The organism is Paenibacillus oleatilyticus, assembly GCF_018998565.1.
Taxonomy (GTDB): domain Bacteria; phylum Bacillota; class Bacilli; order Paenibacillales; family NBRC-103111; genus Paenibacillus_G; species Paenibacillus_G oleatilyticus.
Genome location: NZ_JAHNZO010000002.1, coordinates 17,077 through 38,037 on the forward strand (window position 1 = coordinate 17,077; position 20,961 = coordinate 38,037).

Consider the following 20,961-nt stretch of genomic DNA (forward strand, 5'->3'; position numbering starts at 1 on the left):
AACGAGAGGGGAGAGTACCGTGAGCCTTAAGTCTTTTTTGCATAAGCTGCATTACGATCCCGATCATTCCAGGCCGTCGGACTTCGAACCCGATTGGAATAATGCTCCGCTCGCTTATAAGCTGTACCGCGGCTTACCGGCCTTTGCGCTCTCTTCGGAAGTGCCGCTGACCCTTGAAGGAAGATCCGTACCGGATCGACCGGAGATTCGCGATATCGGTCATTTTCTCTGGTATGCTTACGGGCTTGCACAGCTGTGCCAGTCCGTCTTTTACATGGATTACGGCGGGCCGGAGGGAGAAACAAACGTATTCCACTCGTTCCGGCGGTTCGCGCCTTCCGGCGGCTCCCTTTATCCGAGCGAATTGTATGTGTACTTGAAAACGGACGATTTGCCTGTCGGGATCTATCATTACGATACGGCGCATCATCGTCTCGTGCTGCTGCGCCTTGGCGATTTTGACGCGTATCTGGCCCGGGGGCTGGGGGACCGCTGCGACCTTTCGGCTTGCTTCGGCGCTGTGTTTGTGTCTACCGTATTTTGGAAAAATTTCTATAAATACAATAACTTCGGCTATCGTCTGCAAGGGCTTGACGCCGGCGCGCTCATCGGACAGCTGCTGGAAACAGCCAAGCGTTTCGGATATCATACGGGAGTGTACTTCCGTTTCCTCGACCGGGCCGTTAACCACTTGCTTGGCCTTGATGAGCAGGAGGAGAACGTGTATGCGGTCGTCCCCTTATCGCTGCAGCCTTCCGGCAGCTGGTTCTATGGCAGCGGAGCTGAAGCGGGTGTCTTGACTTCCCGCCAACTGTGCGCCGCGCTGCCTGCAATCCGGCACGAGTATTACATCCGCTCGCCCCGGACGACAGAGTACCCGATGCTGCTTCGAATGAACGAAGCTTCGTTGATGGAAACAACGCAATCGTTCGGTCCGCTCGATGCCGCGAATATCGGAGGAACGATGACCGGCGAAGGGGAGACGGTTGCGCTGCCCCGGATGCAAAGGCTGTCGTATGATCTGGCTTCGGTCGTCCGCAAGCGCTATTCGCCGCACCTGGATTTTGTTTTTAACCCGGTGGATGCTCATCAGGCCGCCGCTTTACTGCACGAGGCAACGGCCTCGTTCCCATATACGAACGATTTGGATATGGCAGGCCGCGAGCCCAGGAAGCGGGTGTCCATTTACGGCTGTTTGTACGGCATCGAAGGCATTCCCGACGGCGCTTACCGTTACGATGCTCTGGCTCACGAGCTGCGGCTGATCCGTCTGGGAGACTACAGAACGCTGCTGCAGCAGGGAATAGCCATGGGCAATGTGAATCTGTTTCAAATCCCGCTTTGCCTGCATGTGGCCGCGGACAGGAATCATTACGCGGATGCGCTCGGTTTTCGGGGGTACCGCATTCAGCAGATGGAAGCGGGAATGCTTGTTCAGCGACTGTTGATCGCGGGGGTCGCCCTTGGGCTTAACGGGCATCCGCTCCTCAGCTTTAACCCGGCGGATTGCGACAAAATATACAAGATGGAAGCGGATGACGTTACGAGTCTCATCCAAGTGCCGCTAGGAGCCTGTAGGCCCAGCTCCCGGCTGGAGGGCGGACTATACTCCTGAGAGAAAGGCAAAAGACAGCAGCTCGAAATAACTTTCGGGCAAGCTGTCTTTTTTTTCGTGTCAGCAAGCTATGGACTCTTAATAGTAAGGTGAAATTAACAGATACACAAGAACTCCGGTGGAGCTTACATACAGCCAGATGGGCATCGTCCAACGGGCGATTTTGCGGTGAGACTCGATTTTCATATTGAAGCCCCGGGTTACGGTGATTAAGGCCATCGGGACGTTCACGATCGCCAGCAGCACGTGGGTGATCAGGACAAACAAGTAAACGTATTTCAGCCACAGGCTTCCTCCGAATTTCGTCGGTTCGGTAAGAAAATGGTACATGACATACGAAACGAGGAAGAGGGCCGTGGTCACAAAAGCGAGAAGCACAAAGTTCCGGTGCGCCGCGATGTTTTTCTTCTTCACGAAATAAAGCGAAAGCAGCAAGAACGCAAAGGTAAAGCAGTTAAAAATGGCGTTCAGCAGAGGGAGCACCGTCACGTCGAAGCCGACCGTACCTTCATATTTCGGCATAAAAAACAAGGCGGCGATTACTCCGATAAGGATAATGGAAAAAACGGCGATCAATGCGGTAAAATTGCGTGGTTTGCTCATGGTATTTCCCCCGTTTCCTGGCATTCTGCGATTATCGTCCATTTAAGGATAGACATCCTTTTCTTCAAAAACAACGGGGTTTTCCCGCGTTTTGTTACATTTTATCGAAAGCTGGGAACCACGAGGTCCGGCCTGCCGCGCTTGCATAACATTGGGATGGAATGCCCACCATAATATGGACTCCGGAGCAGAATGTGGAACCGTGTTCAAAACACCGTTTCGGAGGCAAAATGAAGCATGACTACTTAGGAAGAGGGGTTGCCGTGGCTTATTTACCGCCCGAGGACCGCATCACAACCATGCAAGCAACCGTGCTGATTTCCAATTATATGCTGGGCGTAAGCATTCTGACGCTGCCCCGTACTTCGGTAGAGGCGGCGCAAACGCCCGATGTCTGGATTTCGCTCATCCTAAGCGGACTGATCACAGTAGCGGTCGGTATTCTGATTGTGAAATTGTCCCAGCGTTTTCCGGGTCAAACCTACTATCAATATAACCGGCTGCTCGTCGGCAAGTGGCTTGGGGTTGCGCTCAGTTTTTTTACGGCTTTATATTTTATAGTTATGGCCTCTTTTCAGGCTCGGGCGGTACTGGACGTTACCCGGCTGTTCCTGCTCGAGGGTACGCCTAACTGGGCGATTACGTTCGCTTTTATGTGGGTGGGGGTTTATTTGATGCTGGGCGGGATCAATCCGGTCGCCCGGCTCTTCGAAGTGATCTTTCCGATCACGACCGTCATTCTGATCTTGATCGCCTTTATGGGGCTCAGCGTATTCGAGCCCGACAATATGCGTCCCGTACTAGGTCACGGCATCATGCCGGTGCTGCGCGGGCTGAAAACGACGATACTGGCCTACACGTCCGTCGAGATCATGCTTGTCGTTCCCGCATTCATGAAGCATCCGGAAAAGGCGGTCAAAGCGGTGCTGATCGGGGTGCTCGTCCCGGCGTTCTTTTACGTCGTCACCTGCGTCATTGTCATAGGAACGTTATCGGTGGACGGCGTGGTTACCCGAACCTGGCCGACCATCTCGCTTTTCCGGAGCTTCGAGTTCAGGGGAATCTTCTTCGAGCGCTTCGAGACACTGCTGCTCGTCATCTGGCTTATGCAGATTTTTACCACCTTTACGTTGTCTTATTATCTCGGAGCGCTTGGCATCGCACAAAGCTGGAAGGTGAATCATCGGACGGTCATTTTCGTCCTGATGGCGGTCATCTATGTGATTTCCTTCGCGCCTGCGGATACGAACGAATTGTTTAAGCTGGGGGAAATACTGGGACTGTCGTCGCTGGTTCTGTTTATTCTGGTGCCCGCGGTTCTTTACGTGCTCCCGGGCAGGAAAGGGGCCCGGTCTTGAAACGCCGAAAGAGGATGCTTGCGATCATGGCTCTGCTGCCGATGTTGCTTCTTCTGACGGGCTGCTGGAGTCAGCGGGAAATCGACGACCTTAGCCTTGTGGCCGGAATCGCGCTGGATAAAGCCCATGAAACGAAGGTCGAGACGGCTCTGAACAAAAATGGGGCGGCGCGCAAAAAAGAAAATTTGATCTCGATCACCTATCAGATTTTCACTTCCAGCTCCGGCGGAGGGCAAGGCAAAGGGGGCGGCGGCTCGTCCGAGAAAAAGAGATACGAAAATTTTACGGAAACCGGAGACTTGCTATTGGAATCGACCCGGGAAATCTCGCTCCGGACGGACCGGCCCATATTTGCTCAGCACTTCAAGACGCTGGTGATCGGCGACGAGCTGCTTCGTACGACACCATTCTGGAATTTTATGGACCTGATGTACCGCGAGTCGGAATTTAGACCGAGCGCGCTGGTATTCGTATCCCGCGGATTGGGGAGGGAGACGTTCGAGCTGAAAGGGACGAAGGAAATCCCGGCATTCCGCATCCTGAAAATGGTCGACAATCAATACAAATCGACCCGCATCCTTCCATCGGTAACTTTGGCAAAGCTGCTAACCTACCTGCAAAGCAAGTCGAGCTTTTTATTGCAAGCAATCATCAAAGGGGGAGGGGAGATTAAATTTGCCGGAGCGGGGATCATTCACGGGCAGAGCGGCAAGCTGGTCGGCTTTCTCGACGAAGACGAGCTGAGCAGCGTTACGCTGATTACCGGAAAGGTACGGGGAGGCGTCGTGAAGTACACCGACGAGGAAACCGGGCAAAAAAACCTGTATGAAATTTTGTCGTATAAGAGCGACATTGTGCCGCGTGTGGAAGGGGACAACATCTCATTTGAGGTTCGAATCGAATCCCGGGGCCGGTTAAGCGAAAGCTGGGTGATGAACGAGAAAAGCTTCAACGACCGCTTCCTGAAGCGTCAGGGCCAGTATGTCGCGAAGCAGGTGGAACGGGACATTCGGCAGACGCTGCAAAAAATGCAAAAGCAGTACAAAGCCGACGTGTTCGGATTTAGCAAGGAACTGCGCATTCATGAGCCGAAAACATGGGATAAAGTCAAATCCCAGTGGGACCAAAAGTTCAGTCAAGCCGAGGTTCGTCTACACGTCAAAACGATCGTGACGGAGTACGGAGCGAGCGGTTCGAAAGTCATTGAGCATCGCAATCCGCCCGGACCATGAAGGCAATCCATCATTTGGAGAAAACACAAAAAAAACATAACCGGATCTAAAAAAAACAAAAGACATTAGCAGGCGGATGTTATAGATTGTAAGTACATAAATAAAATGCCATATGATGAAGCATGTACATTCCTGGACCGGCGCAGAACCTGTAAGTTTGTTTCAGGTTCTTTTTTGCACATGCTTCTCCGCTGGAACACAGGCGAACGATCATACTAAGCGGAAAGGAGGAAATGGTTTACCGCGCGCAACAAATCCTACCCGATATAAAGGAGGAAATGAGAATGTACACAACCCGGGTTCAATCGATCCGCAACAAGGTGAAGGCGGCTTCTTTGGTTCTGCTTTCCGCTGCGCTGCTCCTGGCGCCCGGTTCGTTTCAGCCGAAGGCGCATGCCGCCGGCGAAATGAAACCGTTCCCGCAGCAGCTGAGCTACCCAGGCATCCTCAAGCCAAATCATGTTTCGCAAGCTTCCATGAATGCGTCCGTCGCTGCTTACTACGACTATTGGAAGGGGGCGCATCTGAAGAACAACTTGACTTCCTTGCCGGGCGGCTATTACGTCAAAGGGAACGTTGCGGGCAATCAGGGCGGCTTCAAGGCGCTGGGCTCTTCGGAGGGACAAGGCTACGGCATGGTGATTACGGCGCTGATGGCCGGTCATGACCCGGATGCGAGAACGATTTTTGACGGGCTGTTTAAAACGGCAAGAGCTTATAAAAGCTCCGAAAATTCGAATCTGATGGGCTGGATCGTCGCGGACGACAAGAGAGCTCAAGGGCATTTCTCCTCGGCCACCGACGGAGACCTTGATATCGCCTATGCGCTCATTTTGGCCGATCGTCAATGGGGGTCCGACGGTTCGATCAACTACTTGGCGGAAGCGAAAAAAATGATTACGAACGGCATCAAGGCCAGCAACGTGACTACCGGAAACCGGCTGAATCAGGGAGATTGGGATTCCAAAAGCACCTGGGATACGCGTCCGTCGGATTGGATGCTCAGCCATTTGCGGGCCTTCTACGAAGTGACGGGAGATCAAACCTGGCTTGACGTCATCAACAATCTGTACAACGTCTACGGCCAGTTCAGCAGCAAATACACGCCGGTTACCGGTCTGATCTCCGACTTCGTTATCGATAACCCACCGAAGCCGGCTCCGCGCGATCACATGGAAGGGGAAGAATTCCCTGACCAATATAATTACAACGCCAGCCGCGTTCCGCTGCGCATTGTCATGGACTACGCGTTCTACGGGGATGCGAGAGGCAAAGCGATCGCCGACAAAATGGCGACATGGATCAAAGGAAAGACCGGCGGCAACCCGAACAATATCAAAGACGGCTACAAGCTTGACGGCACCGTAAACGAAAACGCAAGCTATGCGACGGCCGTGTTCGTCTCGCCGTTCATCGCCGCGTCCACGACGAACAGCAGCCATCAGGCGTGGGTCAATGCGGGCTGGGATTGGATGAAGAACAAGAAAGAAGGCTATTATAGCGATTCCTTTAATCTGTTATCGATGCTATTCATTTCCGGCAACTGGTGGATTCCGACGGCCGGCGGCGGCACGCCGGATACGCAGGCACCCACGGCTCCGGCGAACTTGACCGCAGCGGCCGTATCGAGCAGTCAAGTGAATCTGAGCTGGACGGCTTCCACGGATAACGTCGGGGTCAAAGAGTACAAAATTTATCGCGGCGGTACGGAGGTCGGCACGGCGACAGGCACTTCGTACAGCGATACGGGCTTGAATCCGTCTACGACCTACAGCTACACGATCAAGGCATACGATGCGGCAGGCAATGCGTCGGCGAACAGCAATACCGCCAGCGCCACGACGACCGACGGTCCTTCTACGGATACCAATATTGCAAAAGGGAAAGCAGCCAAGGCCAGTTCAGTAGAGGGAAGCGGATACGAAGCGTCCAAAGCGTTCGACGGCAATGCCTCCACCCGCTGGGCGAGCAAGGAAGGAAGCGACCCTGAGTGGATTTACGTCGATCTCGGGAAGACGTTCAGCATCCAAAAAGTGAAGCTGAACTGGGAAGCCGCCTACGGCAAAAATTACAAAATTCAAGTATCGAACGATAGCGGCTCGCCGGCGAATTGGACGGACGTGTATACGAAGACGAACGGGAAGGGCGGAGTCGAAGAGATCACGTTTGCCCCGCAGGATGCCCGGTATGTCCGGATGTACGGCACGGCAAGAGGCACGTCCTACGGGTATTCGCTCTACGAATTCGAAGTATACGGTTCGAGCGGAATGTAAGGGATATGTAAGCGTTCTATTGTTAAGGTTTTATATTGTTTTTGGGAATCCGTGGACAATGGGCGCTCGCCGGGATTAGACTGATGAATGTTCGGACCTCAACTTTGGCAGTACAACATTGATCAGAGGAGCAGTCATCATGATATCCCCAAATTGGAAACGCACCTTGTCCCTTATTCCCTTGTCCATTTGTATCCTTGGTCAAGGCCTGCCTGATGCAACCGTATATGGAGCGCCGGTCGATGCAGGAGGTCAAGCAAGTCCGTCGTCCGGAAAATGGATGACGGGCGAGTACCACGCGCACACCTATCAGTCCAACGATGCGCAGGAATCTCTGGAGCACGTGCTGGATGTCGCATTCGATCAGCACGGTTTCGATTGGTTGGCCCTTGCCGATCATTTGAGAATGTCCAACCGGGATGATAACGGCAACAATATTCCCGGCGGACCGGTTCCTTTATCCAAGGGTCTTGCCCAGTATCAGGCTCCTAAAATCAAACAACTGCAGGAGTCGGGCAAGTACAAGGATAAAATTGTTTTTTCGGGCTTCGAATGGGACATGCCGAAATATGAGCACGTGGGCATCGGCATCGTAACCGACAATCCGGGGTCGCCCGAGTCGCTGAAAGCCGTAAGCCAGTTCGAATATTTATTCACCGACCGGGACGAAAGCCTGTTCGATCCGGCGGACGTTGCCGCCTGGAAGGCGCAGAACAAACGGGCATATACGACTCGCGACGACGCGCTGACCGCTCTGCGGTGGCTTCGTGAAAAATATCCCGAGTCCAGCTACGCGATCTTGAATCATCCTTCGAGAAAAGGCGTTTATACGATTGCCGATATCCGGGATTTTAACAGCGCCGCACCGAATATCGTCTTCGGATTCGAAGGCATGGTCGGCAACCAGATGGAGTCCGACCGGGGCGGCCTCAACCTGACCACCCCGGTCAACCGGTCCTACGGCGGAACGGATTACATGGTCGCCAAGCTTGGAGGCGTATGGGATTCTCTGCTAGGGGAAGGAAGAAAATTCTGGAACTTTTCCAATTCGGACTTTCATTTCAAAATCAGCAGAGATGAGTTGGCTTCCAGTGGGTATTGGCCAGGAGAATACTCCAAGAACTACACGTGGGTGAACGGTTCCGATATGAAGGCGGTTGTGGCCGGCATGAGGTCGGGAAAATCGTTCTCCGTATACGGCGACCTGATTGACGCGCTTGATTTTACGGTTGCCGGTGACGGTCGCAAGGAAGAGATGGGCGGAGAGCTTCAGGTGAAGGAGGGGGATAACCTCCAGCTTACGATTCGGTTCAAAACTCCGAAAACAAACAATAACGGCGATCCCGTTGAAGTCGATCATGTCGATCTGATTTCCGGCGACGTGACGGGTTTGGCCCAACCGGGCACCCCCGAATATAACAAAGACACCAACGATTCGACCAAGGTGCTGCAGCGCTTCACGAGCGCAGACTGGACGACGGATGCCGAAGGGTATCATGTCATCAGCTACAATCTGGGTACGGCAAGCAAGAATCAGTACTTTAGGCTCAGAGGAACGAATCTGGGGCTCAACGTCGAGGGAGAAACAAGCAACGGGGAGCCGCTGGTCGATCCGAAAACGGATATCGCCGATGACAAAACCCGTTTCGCCGAAATTAACAAGCGGAATTACCGGGACCTGTGGTTTTATTCCAACCCGATCTTCGTAAGCGTGGCACCCTATAGCGATCAGCAGGCTGTCGACGATACGAAGCAATCGTTGTCCTTGGGCGATATTAGCCAAGTCGCTACCAATCTTCAACTGCCGACGACAGGCAAGCATGGGGCAACCATCTCGTGGACAAGCTCCAATCCTAAGCAGATGACCGATGACGGCAAAATCGTATCGCGTCCCTTGCAGGACACGGCTCTCACGTTGACTGCTACGATTCAGCGCGGAAATGCCGCAGCGAGCCAAGCTTTTGCGGTGAATTTGAAAGGAACTTCCCTGGAGCTTCATGGCACGTGGAAGACAGCGGACGGACAGCCTTATTCCAGCGGCGCCTGGACGAATCAAAGCGTTACGGGCAGCGTCTATGCCAGCGTATACGGAAGCGTGTATGGGACCGATCCCGCTCTGGCGCTATCAACCGACAACGGGAAAAATTTTGAGCCTTATCAGAGCAACAGCAACATTGATGTTTCCCAGGAAGGCGTGCATTCGCTGCTATTCCGGGCTACTGATTCTTTTGACAACAAAGCATTGCTTCCGTTAACCGTGAAAATCGACCGTACGCCTCCGGTCATCACGCTCAAGGGAGATCCGATCGTGAATCTGACCGTCGGTGCGGCCTATGTCGAGCAGGGCGCTTCCGCAGCCGATAACTTTGGGGTGGACGGCGATGTCGTCATCACCGGAACCGTCGATACGCATACGGCGGGAACCTATACGGTGCATTACAATGCCCGGGATTTGGCGGGGAATCGTGCCGCCGAGGTACGGCGTACGGTCATCGTAGCGAAAGCGGCGGACAGCAGCGATTCAAGCGATGATTCTGGAAGCTCCGGCTCCGGCGGCGGTTCGAGTCCGGCGAGCGGGAATTCGGGTAACACGACAACCCAACCGGCATCAGGCGATAAAACAGACCGTCCTGTCTCTTTGGAGCTTGCGGTCAACGCAAAGCAACCTTCCAAAGGCAGCATCAAGGACGCAGTGACTATCGAAGTTCCGGCAGGCGCCTTGCCATCGAACGGTACGATTCGGGCCAGCATCCTGTCTGCCAAGGAGACTCCTTCTATCGGGAATCTGCGGGCGGTAAGTCCGGCGATCGAATTCACAAGCACGACCGGTCATACTTTTAATCAACCGATCGCTCTGACGTTCCATTATAATGCGAGTCAATTGCTTCCGGGGCATCAGGCAGCGGTGTATTATTATCACGAGCAGCAAAAGCGCTGGATTTATATCGGCGGGACCAACCGTGCGGACGGAACCGTCACCGTGAACGTTAACCATTTTACGAAGTTTGGCGTATTCGATTATCAGCCGGTCGCTTTTCCGGATCTCACCGGACATTGGGCGGCACCGTACGCTGATCGTTTGATTGGGATGAATGTCATTCAAGGGTTTGAAGACCGGATGTTCCGTCCGGAAACGCAAGTTACGCGCGGGCAATTCGCGAAAATGATGGCGGAAGCGCTTGGTCTTCAAGCCTCCGCTGACGCCTCCGGGTTTGCCGATGACCCGCAGATTCCGGATTGGGCGAAATCTGGCGTAGCCGCAGCGGTCAAAGCAGGCCTGATCCACGGATATGAGGAAAACGGCCGCACGTGGTTCAAAGCGGACCAAACGATCACCCGGGCGGAAATGTCCATGATGATCGCGAATGCGCTGAATTCCGGCGGCGGATTCAATTCGGGGAACGAAACGAAAGCTTTCCGGGATGCCGCGAGCATTCCGGCTTGGGCAGAAGCAGCTGTGAACGCCTCGGTATCGGCCGGGATCGTGAGCGGGTACGAGGATCAAACGTTCCGAGCCGGTCAAACGGCTACGAGAGCGGAGGCGGCAGCGATGATTTACAAGCTTTTGGAAGCCTTGAAGCTGTAGCCAACACATTCGCACAATCTCTTTCATAAACGTAAAAAGCCTGGCAGGAATTCCTGTCGGGCTTTTTAGCTTTGTGGGGCTATGCGGGGGCTATTCGCGGTTTGCGTTTTTTTGCGCGTTTTCTGGTAACGTGTTGAAGAGCTTCGGGAGCATCCTTTATAATGAGCATTAATGATAATAATAATCGTTATCAATTACGAAATTGGAGCGAAAACAGGGATGCGCGATCTTTATCAAATGAACGATATCGAGCGGCTGTCGGCAGGGAATGATGCGCACAGACGCTGGATAGATGCCTATACTTTTATTGTTGCGGAGGAGGGGAAGGGCGAGCTCCGTATCGACGGCTTGCGAATGCTGGTGGATTCCGGCACCGTACTGTTCTGCAACCCCGGGAGAATGATCGAATACCGTACCGCCCCCGGGAGCGGCCTGCTGCTGGACTTGATTACGTTCCGCATCTTCACTTCGCGCGATCAAGAAGAACGGCCCGCGGGACAAGCGGCGTATGAAGAAAGGCGGAGCCCGTGGCTTCCCGACGGCAAGCTGTACCCGGAGTCCCCTTACCGGATCGGGATGCTCGTCAAGGAGCTGAGAGCACTCCGCAGTAATAATGCCGGGGACGAACCGTTCCGGGAGGAGATGCTGCTTTACGAGCTGCTTCACTTGCTGACGCCGGGCCGCCATGCCGACTCGGAGCCGGATATCCGGCCGTCGAGCAAGGGGATCGAGCTTGCCATCGACTATATGCATAGGCATTACCGTGAAGAAATCAGTCGGGACATGCTGGCACAGATGACGGGCTTTCACCCGCGCTTTTTTTCGATGCTGTTCAAGCGGGAGACCGGGCACAGCTTCTCCGACTACTTGGCCCGCATCCGGATCGACCGGGCGAAGGAGCAGCTGCTGCTGACGGGCGAGAGTCTGAACGACATTGCCCGCAATGTCGGCTATGCGGACGGGTTTTACCTGAGCCGCAAATTCAAGCAGATCGTCGGCGTATCGCCGACAAGCTATGTGCGCGAGCCGAAAAAAATCGTCGTCTACGACCTGGTCGGACATCTGCTCGCTCTGGGCATCAAGCCGCTCGGCGCTTCGTACAATCAAGGGCTGAGCCGCCTGGCGCTGCTGAGGGAGGAGCTGGCGGGCACGCCCGATGTCGGCTACACGTCCGTGGAGCCGATGCTGGAGCTTGAGCCGGAGCTGATCATCGCGACAGATTGGCTGGATCGCGGCATGATCGAGCAACTGCACAAAATCGCGCCGACGCTTGTATTTCACAGCGGCGACCCGTTCGAGAGATTCAAGTCGCTGGCGGATATCCTGAACCGGAGACAGGAAGCGGAAGCGTTCATTGCCCGGTATGAGGAGAAAGGGAAGCGGGCGCGGGCGGAGCTGAACGGACTTGTCGGCCCGAACGAGACGGCGGCCGTTTACGAGATTTGGGCCGACTGCCTCTGGGTCATGTGCGAATCGTATGGAAGGGGCGTCTATAATTTGTACAAGCCGCTCGGGTTCACCCCTCCGCCGAAGGTGAAGCGGGACGTGCTGGAAGTCGGCCAACCGAAAAAAATTTCACTCGAAGAGCTGCCGGACTATGCGGCCGATCATATGTTCATCAGCGTATACCCGGCGAACGGCGGAGCCGAAAGCGCTAGAAAAGTAATGGAGAGCGCCATCTGGAAGCAGCTCTCTGCCGTACGGCACAACCGGGTATATTCGATTGAGCTGGACGTGATCCATTCCGTTGACGTGCTGTCGTTGGAAAAGCAGCTCGATATCCAGACGCAAATGTTGAAATCCGCCCTCGGATGACCTTTTGTCCATAAAAATGATGACCATCGGATATGTTCATTCTGCCTCGGACTGATACAATACGAGAGGGGATTTAAAATGATAATCATTATCATTGACATCGGAGGGGGACTATGCGTCGCATCAGCATCAAACAGATCGTATGGCTAGGGCTGCTTTTCGTCGTGATGGCGGCCGTTATCACAGCTTGCAGCGGCGGGGCGGAGAATCCGTCGAGTACGGCAGGAAATCGCGCAGCCTCCGGAGACAAGCCAGGGACGAAAATATTCAAGGCGGAAAATGGGGAAATCGAGATTCCGACGAATCCTCAGCGGATCGTCGCCATTCAGTTCGCAGGGGATCTGCTGGCGCTTGGCGTCAAGCCGGTCGGCGTAGGGTCGATCGTGTTGAACAATTCCGAGCAATTGAAGGACGAACTGGCCGGAGTGGCGGACGTCGGGGACGTTTCCGTCGAGAAGGTGCTGGAGCTGGCGCCGGATCTCATCGTTGCGCCGAGCTATTTGCCGCCCGAAGTGATCGAGAAGCTTGGCAAAATCGCGCCTACGGTGACTCTTCCGTGGGGAGGCTTCGCCGGATCAGACCCGCTGGAAGAAGTGCGTACGTTCGGCCGCATGCTCGGCAAGGAGAAGGAAGCGGAGGCATGGATCGCGCGCTACAAGGAGAAGGCTGCGCAGGCGAAGCAGAAATTGGCCGGAGTCATCGGTCCGGGGGAAACGGCGGCTTCCTACGAAATCTGGGCCAAAAATTTATGGATCTGGGACAAAAATCAGCGGGCCGGGTACAATCTGTTTGCCACGCTCGGGTTAACGCCGCCGGACAAAGTGAAGAAGGACGTTTTCGAGCCGGGCAAGAGCCGGGACATCTCGCAAGAGGTACTTCCGGAATATGCGGCGGATCATATGTTCGTTACGGTGTATCAGGAGGATGGCGGAGCGGAACGGGCCAAGGAGTTAATGGACAACTCCCTATGGAAAAACCTTCCTGCGGTTAAAAACAATCGGGTGTATTTGCTGAACCTGAAGCAATTCTGGTTTTCGGACGGACTGTCGCTGGAGAAGCAGCTGGACATTTTGACGGAAACGATTTTGTCCCGGAGCCAACAGTAAATGCCGGTTCATTTACAATTTATTTAATTGCGTTTGATGCTCCGCTAACAAACCGCAGTACAATTAAGAAGTGTAAGGACAGCCGAATAAGCAGGGTACGAGACGAGGAGAAAACCCTTTTATGCAGCAAATGGAGGTGCCGGTTCGGCGCGCCCCCTCTGTTTGATGGATGGAAGGGTTTTTTGTCATGTTCACAAGAAAGGAGCCGTGCATACCGAACCGGATGTTGCCAGGATAAACGCTCTGAAAGCAGACGCGGGACCAAAATGACCTACCAAGACGATAGGAAAGGACAGAACCTACCATGATACGTCATGCCAAATCGTTCTACGTATTTCTCATTATCGCATTGCTTAGCGGGACGATTCCGGTCGGGCTTGTTCCGGGACAAGCCGAAGCTGCCGACGCGGGACGAAAATCCATGATCGCCAAAAAGACGAAGAACGCACCCGCGATTGACGGACAGCTCGACGAATCCGTCTGGAGCATCGACCAGCCGTTAACCGTCCGTACAGGAGAAGGCGTCATCAAAGAGTCCCAATTCGGCCTTTTATGGGACAATCAATATCTCTATATCGGCGTGAAGGCCGACGACGATACGCTGATCCATAACGGATCGGGCTATTGGTTCGAGCAGGATAATATCAATCTATTCTTTGATCCGACGAATCACCGCTCGGCTCCGTTTGCAACCGAGGACATGCAACTCGGATTCGTATATCAGCCGGGCTCGACGACGCCGGAGTTTCACTTCGGCGCCGCACTGAATAATCATAGCGGCAAGGACGAGAAAAAAATACTGCGCGCCATCCGCACGACCGGCAGCGGCTGGACGCTCGAAGTGGCCGTGCCGTGGGATATGCTCCAGCTTGACCCAAGGCGGAACAAGCAGTTCGGATTGGAAGTCGGCACGACCGACCGGTACGATGCCGCAGACCCTGCGAAGCAAGGGTCGAGCTATTGGAGCGCCTACAACACCACATCGTTCTGGAACGATACGTCCGGGTACGGCACCGTAACGCTGGACGACGGCAATCCGGTGACCGGAGCGGTGAATCCGGTGCTTTTGCACGAGACGTTTGACGGATATCCGTCAGGCCAGCTTCCATTCGGCTGGATTTCCGATGTGAATGCGGGGAGCAATCCGTTTACGGTCGTGCAGGATACATACGGCAATGGGCGAATGGTCTTCGACGGGAGCGCGTCAGGCAAGCAAGCCCGGGCGATTGCGCCGGTGCAGTGGGACAACTACGTTATAGAAGCGGACGTCCGGTTCGAAAAAGTGCTGGATGCGGGACGCTGGGCTTCCCTTATGTTCCGCGGAACCGCCAGCGGCAAAGCTCCTTATAACCAGATGGCGGTCCGGCAAAACGGCACCTACGAAATCGCCTACCGGAAGCCGGATAACGCATGGTTCAGCCCTACGCCTGTGAGCGGGATGTGGAAGCCGCTTGCCTTGAATAACGATTACACGATGAAAGTCCGCGTGTTCGACAACAATGTCAAAGAATATATCAAAGCGAAGAGCGATGCGGACTTTACGCTTTTGACCGACAAGACCCTGAGTCCGAACGTGCTGCTGGAACGCGGCAAAATCGGCTTGCAGGTCGACCAGAGCAAAGTGTCGTTCGATAACGTGAAGGTCACGCGGATCACGGCCGACCGGCTCGATCTGGCGATTCCGTCGACGGTGGAAGCGCTGACCGGACCACTGAACGTGACCGGCAGTGTCTACTTCTCGGACGGCGTGACGGAAGCGGTCTATAGCGACCGGCTGAAGCTGTATTCCTCCGACGAGGGTACGATCAAAATCGTGGACGGCAAGCTGTATCCGATCAAAGCGGGGAAAGCGACGATTCAAACGGTTTTCGCCAATGCCGAAGCGGTGCAGGAGGTTACGGTTACGCCGTCGGCTGTCGGGGCAAAGGTCGTTTCGCTCAAGCATAACGAAGGCTACGTGCTGGGAACGGCGGGCGGAACGATCGATCTTCAATCCATTGTATCTCAATCGGAGCTTAGCGATTTTACCTCAGGTACGCTAACCGGCGACCGTTTAACCTGGAGCTCGAACGGCAGCGGGATCACGATAGAGCACGGCAAAATCAGCGTCAAGCAAAAAGGCGTCCACACGCTGACCGCTTCCATCGATAGCGCAGCGGTTTCGTTCCTCGTCGTGGCCAAAGAAGCCGGCGACGCCGAGTACGTGCTGTACGAAGAAAACTTTGACGCTTTGCCGGACGGCACGCTGCCGCCGGGCTGGACGAGAATCGAAGGCACGACGCCGGGTGCAGCCGTCGTGAAATCCGGAGCATTCGAGCTGAATGCGAGCACGGCCCCGGACAACCCGTCGCGCGTGCTGCTTCCGGACTATTTGAAGCTGTTCGGAAATTATAAAATCGATGCGGATGTCACCCATTTGTCGGCCAACGATGCGGCCCGATGGAATTCGATCATGTTCCGTATTCAAAATAACGACTACCCTTATTATCAAATGGCGGTCCGCAAAGACGCGACGGCGTCCAACGGCGTCGAATTCGCCGAGCGGACCCCGGCGAACGGCTGGAACGTCACGGACCGCGGTTCGAACAGCGAAGCGATCGATTCGGCTAAAATGTACCGTTACACGGTCAAAGCCTACGGCAACCGGGTGCAGGAGCTGATCGATAATCGCGTGATGGTCAACACCGATGCGGCCTCCGCTTATGCCAAAGGCGGCATCGGCTTTCAGGCAAACGGCAGCAGGATGAAAGTGGACAACATCCGGATTACGCTGCAGCAGGAGGCGCTGCCGCCGATGCCGACGGACCGCTTCGTGAACGTCACCGAGCCGGAGACAAAAATTTCGCTTGCGCCGTCCGTTGTCAAAGAGGTTCACAGCGCAGCGGATTTGGCAAGCTTGAACGGGCCCGCCCCGCCGGCAACGGTGATTCTGCATGTGAACCCTGAGTTAAAGGTGACCGACCCGGCAGGCGCGAGCGAGCTCGGAAGCTTGGACGAGGTGCTGGCTTCGCTCGGCACCCGGATGATTCCGGCGTTCTATGTGAAGGATGAGCAAGCTGCCGATATGCTGACCGACTATGTGCAGCGAAACGAGCTGGAAGACGCTTTCGTCGTCTCGGACCGCGGCGAACTGGTCAAGCGGGTAAGAACGGCGTACCCGATGATCCGAGGCATTGTCGATTACAGCGCAGCGCCGGTCCCTATGACGCAGGAAAGCCTGCTCGAAATCCGCAGAAAAACAACGGTCAATCAGGCGAAAATCGCCATCCTGCCGCAGAGCGCGGCTTCGATTGACAATGTCGCTTATTTGCAGCAGCGGCTGATCGCGGTATGGGGCAAGGAAACGGCAAGCGCAGCGGACAAAAGCGTGTCGATCCACCGGCTGATCACGGCCGGAACGAACGGCATCGTGACGGATTCCCCGGCGGCGGCCTTCGATGCGCTGAAAGTGTACTCCAACCAGACGACGCTGGTCCGCAAGCCTTATGTGATCGGCCATCGGGGCATTCCGTCGGAGGCTCCCGAGAATACGATCGAGAGCAATGAGCTTGCCGTCGATTACGGGTCCGACTTTATCGAGAACGACATGTACGTGACGACGGACGATCACCTCGTCATTATTCACGACGGCGTGCTGCAAAATACGACGAACGGGTTCGGCAAAGTCGAGGAGCATTCGCTGGAGCAAATCAAGGCGCTCAACGCGAGCAAGCCGAAGCCGGGCTATAAGGAAACGAAAGTGCCGACGCTCGACGAGCAGATCGATCTGGCCAAAAGACGCGGCATTATGGTGTACGCCGAAATCAAAACAAGCAATCCGCGCGCGGTCGACGTGCTGGTGAAGCTGATCAAGGAGAAGAACGCGGAGCACTTGCTCAACGTCATGTCGTTCGATCCGAATCAGTTGAAGCGGTTCGCCGAGCAAATGCCGGGGATGCCGCTAGGGCTGCTGCACAGCGGCTTTGACACCTCGAATGTTAACAAATCGCTGCGAGAAACGTTGAAGATCGTTCAGAAGCAGAACGTCACGTATAACGTAGGGTATACCGGACTGAAGAAGGACTATATGGAAGCGGCCAAGCACCGCGGAATCTTCATCTCGCCGTGGACGATCAATATCGAGAAAGATTACAAGAGCATGTTCACGATGGGCGCTTATGGCCTTACGACCGACTATGCAAGCTATTCGAAAAACTGGGCCGCCTCGGTTTTTCCGGAGAAGGACAAGTACGTTCTGGCGCAAGATGAAAGTGCAGCCGTGACGGCGCAAGTGTATTCCTACGCTCGCGTAAAAACGAACGTCGTACCGGACATCGTCCTGTTGGACGGGCACGATGTCGTAGACGTGAACGGAGGCAAGGTTACGGCCAAAAAGCCGGGAACGGCGCACGCCTTGTTAAGGTATACGGCGTCGATGGACGCAAGCAGCAAGTACGATCTGTACACGCAGCCCGTTGCTTTTGAAGTGAAGGGCGACAACAGTAACGGCGGAGGTGGCAACGGCGGAGGTGACAACGGCGGAGGGAACAACGGCGGAGGGAACAACGGCGGAGGGAACAACGGCGGTGGTGATAACGGCGGAGGCAGCAGCGACAGCGATAGCAGCAGCACCGATAGTATCGGCGGGAAGCCGGCGGAAGGCGCAGGCAAGCCCGATGTCCCTGTGGTCAAGCCGGGAGCGGTGCTTGAAGCAAGCGGCGGTAAAATAGACGCCGATACGCTGAAGGAGGCGTTCCGTGCCAACTCCGGCGTCGAAGTGAAATTTACCGGCGATAAGCTGGAACTGGCAGCAGCAGGCCTTTCCGATGCGAGCCGCAAGAACGGCGCGACGCTGGCGGTAACTAGCGACAGCGGCCGATATGCGCTGCCATTGAACGCACTGAAGCTGGAAGCTTTGGCGCAGCAGCTTGGCTCGGCGGTAAGCGACATGTCAGTCCGTTTTGCGATAAAGAAGCTGAGCGGCAGCGAACGCGACGAGATCAAGCAGGCAGCGAACAGCGCATCGGTAGCAGACGGCGTCCATCTTTCGGTGGAGGCGGTGAACAAAGAAGGCCGCACGGTGCCGGTATCGTTCGGGTTCGCACCGGTCACATACCAGCTGCGTCTTGGTCAAACCGTGGACCGGTCCAAAGCGACTGGAGTCCTCTATGACCCGGTAACGAAACGGGCGCGATTCGTTCCGACCCTTTTCGATACGAGGAACGGACAAACGACTGCAACGTTGAAGCGGAGCGGGAACGGCACGTATGTCATTATCGAAATGAACAAAAGCTTCGCGGATATGGCAAACCATTGGGCGCAAGCGGAAGTCGAACTGCTCGCTAACAAGCTCGTTGTTGAAGGAGTCAGCGACAACCGATTCGAAGGCGATCGCCCGATCACCCGGTCGGAATTCGCGGCACTGCTTGTCCGCGCATTGGGTCTCAGTCCTGCGACGGCAAAAAGCGGGTTTAACGATGTGGTTTCCGGGGCATGGTATGCGGAGGATGTAGCGGCCGCAGCGGCAGCGGGGCTCATCAGCGGATATGAGGACGGTTCGTTCCGTCCGGACCGGCAAATTAAGCGTGAAGAACAGGCGGCCATGCTGATCCGCGCCATGTCTTACGCAGGATTGGAAACACAGTTATCGCAGGCGAAGCAGAGCGAGGCTTTGGCGCCGTTTAAGGACACCGGCAGCTTGAGCTGGGCAAAAGCCGAAGTAGCGGCTGCGATTCATGCCGGTCTGCTGAACGGAATGACGGCGGAGACGCTCGAAGCGAGCGGAATCGCAACGCGGGCTCAATCCGCGGTAATGCTAAAGCGTTTCTTGAGCAAAGCGAACTATATCAATTAACGCTTAGAGATGAAACTTTGTTCGAAGCGAGTCTGCCCGGGCTGCCAAACCTGGGCAGACTCTTTTTGCTCTAGCGCAGATTGTCCGCCCTCCGGGTTTTCTCTATAACAAGATGAAATCTGACTCTTCCAACTGGAAAAGGGGACAGGCTATTGTCGTTTATCGTTTATAATCGAGTTAGGAACGAAATCAGTTACCCGGCAGGACGGGATGGAGGTTGGAATATGAAGGTTAGACGAATCGTTGCCAATATTGACACCCGGAAGATCGAGGAAGCCAAAAGCTTTTATCACGACGTACTCGGCCTCGATCTATTAATGGACCATGGCTGGATCGCCACCTATGGCTCGAACGAGGAGATGAGCGTTCAAATCAGCTTTGCTTCAGAAGGAGGCTCCGGCACGCCCACGCCCGATCTATCCATCGAAGTCGACGATGTCGAGGCTGCGCTTGAACGCGTGAAGAGAGCCGGATTTACGGTCGAATACGGCCCGATGAACGAGCCGTGGGGCGTTCGGCGCTTCTTTGTCCGGGACCCGTTCGGCAAGCTTGTCAACATCCTTGCTCATGTCCAAGCCGATTAAATCGTTATAACGATTTAATCCTGCCCGTTCCGGCAACCTATTCTCGCTGAGATCGTCTACAGTAGATAGGAGACGACTGGAAATTAGGGGGAGGAACCGAACGTGATTGTAGAACTGGATGTAAACGAATATTCGAAAATAACGCCTCTGTTATCGGAGGAGGATCAGACGAATGTCGCGCTGATGAGCATCGTGGCAGGCAGCAACAAAGGCAAAATTTTCGTCGACGATCCCGAGCGCCCGAGAACGGCCATGATTTGGGCGATTGCGAGCATCGCTTTTTTCGTTGGGGATAGCCGCAATTCCAAATTTACCGCTCATTTGAATTCGTATATGGACCGGAAAATAAGACAGGATTCCTTGGATATCATCGGGGGCACCTGGTTCACTATTGCGGTTGCGGACGAAGCCTGGGACAAGGTGTTAAACGAAGCGTTAACGGGCTACGAATTGATTGAGGGCGAAGATTTGGCATTTGAATTTTCGGCCGACCGCTATTCGAAGCTCAGGCAGGAGCAGGCGGAAAGCCGCATTCAGGTTAGGCCGCTCGATGCCGAACTCTTAAACGATCCGGAAAATGACTTCGTTCTTGAAGACTTGAACGAATTCTGGAATTCGATCGGCGACTTTATGGACAAAGGGTTCGGCTATTGCGTGTTGAAAGACGGGATTGTACAGAGCGTCTGCTTCTCCGGCTATGTGTACGGGAACGGGCATGACCTTGTCGTTCGCACCTATGAGGAAGAGGACCGGCAGAAGGGGCTCGGAGCGGCGGTTACTTTCGCTTATCTCGATCATTGCGTACGCAATGGCTTGGTGCCTCATTGGACGACGGATGAGGAGAATGAGGCGTCCATTGCGCTGGCGAACAAATGCGGTTTCGTGCTGAAGGAGAAGTCGAAAGTGTACGAATTCGAATTTTAGCTTTTCCGCAAGCGAGGAAGAGGGAGTTTCGG

The 20,961-nt window shown here is 54.8% G+C and carries 11 protein-coding genes and 1 pseudogene; 11 read left to right on the forward strand and 1 reads right to left on the reverse strand.

Features of this window, described 5'->3' with window-relative positions:
• Window positions 1–19 precede the first annotated feature (19 nt).
• Window positions 20–1,615 (forward strand): SagB family peptide dehydrogenase, encoded by a 1,596-nt coding sequence (locus tag KQX66_RS03355; RefSeq protein ID WP_216789770.1) that lies wholly within the window; start codon window positions 20–22, stop codon window positions 1,613–1,615.
• Between the two features lie 78 nt (window positions 1,616–1,693).
• On the opposite strand, the gene KQX66_RS03360 is transcribed toward KQX66_RS03355, so the two are convergent.
• A complete protein-coding gene (locus KQX66_RS03360; protein WP_216789773.1) occupies window positions 1,694–2,218 on the reverse strand; it encodes a DUF420 domain-containing protein in 525 nt (174 codons plus the stop codon).
• 299 nt (window positions 2,219–2,517) lie between these two features.
• Between KQX66_RS03360 and KQX66_RS03365 the strand changes: the two genes are divergently transcribed.
• The 10 genes and pseudogenes from KQX66_RS03365 to KQX66_RS03405 all read left to right on the forward strand — a co-directional run bounded on the left by KQX66_RS03365 (window position 2,518) and on the right by KQX66_RS03405 (window position 20,929).
• Window positions 2,518–3,576: a spore germination protein gene (locus KQX66_RS03365; RefSeq protein WP_216790461.1), complete on the forward strand. Its 1,059-nt coding sequence runs from the start codon at window positions 2,518–2,520 to the stop codon at window positions 3,574–3,576.
• Entirely contained in the window at window positions 3,573–4,808 is a 1,236-nt protein-coding gene (locus KQX66_RS03370; protein WP_216789775.1) for a Ger(x)C family spore germination protein, read from the forward strand. The genes KQX66_RS03365 and KQX66_RS03370 overlap by 4 nt, the downstream gene beginning before the upstream one ends.
• Before the next feature lie 278 nt (window positions 4,809–5,086).
• Window positions 5,087–6,364 (forward strand): annotated as a pseudogene (locus KQX66_RS37225) (family 8 glycosyl hydrolase); the annotation flags it as partial.
• 81 nt (window positions 6,365–6,445) lie between these two features.
• On the forward strand, window positions 6,446–7,081 hold the full coding sequence (locus tag KQX66_RS37230) for a discoidin domain-containing protein (protein WP_438804169.1): 636 nt from the start codon (window positions 6,446–6,448) through the stop codon (window positions 7,079–7,081).
• A 139-nt stretch (window positions 7,082–7,220) separates the two neighbouring features.
• On the forward strand, window positions 7,221–10,667 hold the full coding sequence (locus tag KQX66_RS03380) for an S-layer homology domain-containing protein (RefSeq protein ID WP_216789779.1): 3,447 nt from the start codon (window positions 7,221–7,223) through the stop codon (window positions 10,665–10,667).
• Window positions 10,668–10,886: 219 nt separating this feature from the next.
• The gene (locus KQX66_RS03385) at window positions 10,887–12,482 is read left to right on the forward strand and encodes an AraC family transcriptional regulator (RefSeq protein ID WP_216789781.1); all 1,596 of its coding nucleotides are present in this window, start codon (window positions 10,887–10,889) and stop codon (window positions 12,480–12,482) included.
• Between the two features lie 113 nt (window positions 12,483–12,595).
• Window positions 12,596–13,588, forward strand: a complete 993-nt coding sequence (locus KQX66_RS03390) for an iron-hydroxamate ABC transporter substrate-binding protein (protein ID WP_216789783.1) — start codon at window positions 12,596–12,598, stop codon at window positions 13,586–13,588.
• Window positions 13,589–13,892: 304 nt separating this feature from the next.
• Window positions 13,893–19,421, forward strand: coding sequence for a glycerophosphodiester phosphodiesterase family protein (locus KQX66_RS03395; RefSeq protein ID WP_216789786.1), 5,529 nt, complete (start codon window positions 13,893–13,895; stop codon window positions 19,419–19,421).
• Between the two features lie 224 nt (window positions 19,422–19,645).
• Window positions 19,646–20,005 (forward strand): VOC family protein, encoded by a 360-nt coding sequence (locus KQX66_RS03400; protein WP_216789788.1) that lies wholly within the window; start codon window positions 19,646–19,648, stop codon window positions 20,003–20,005.
• A 102-nt stretch (window positions 20,006–20,107) separates the two neighbouring features.
• Window positions 20,108–20,929 (forward strand): GNAT family N-acetyltransferase, encoded by an 822-nt coding sequence (locus tag KQX66_RS03405; RefSeq protein ID WP_216789790.1) that lies wholly within the window; start codon window positions 20,108–20,110, stop codon window positions 20,927–20,929.
• Window positions 20,930–20,961 lie beyond the last annotated feature (32 nt).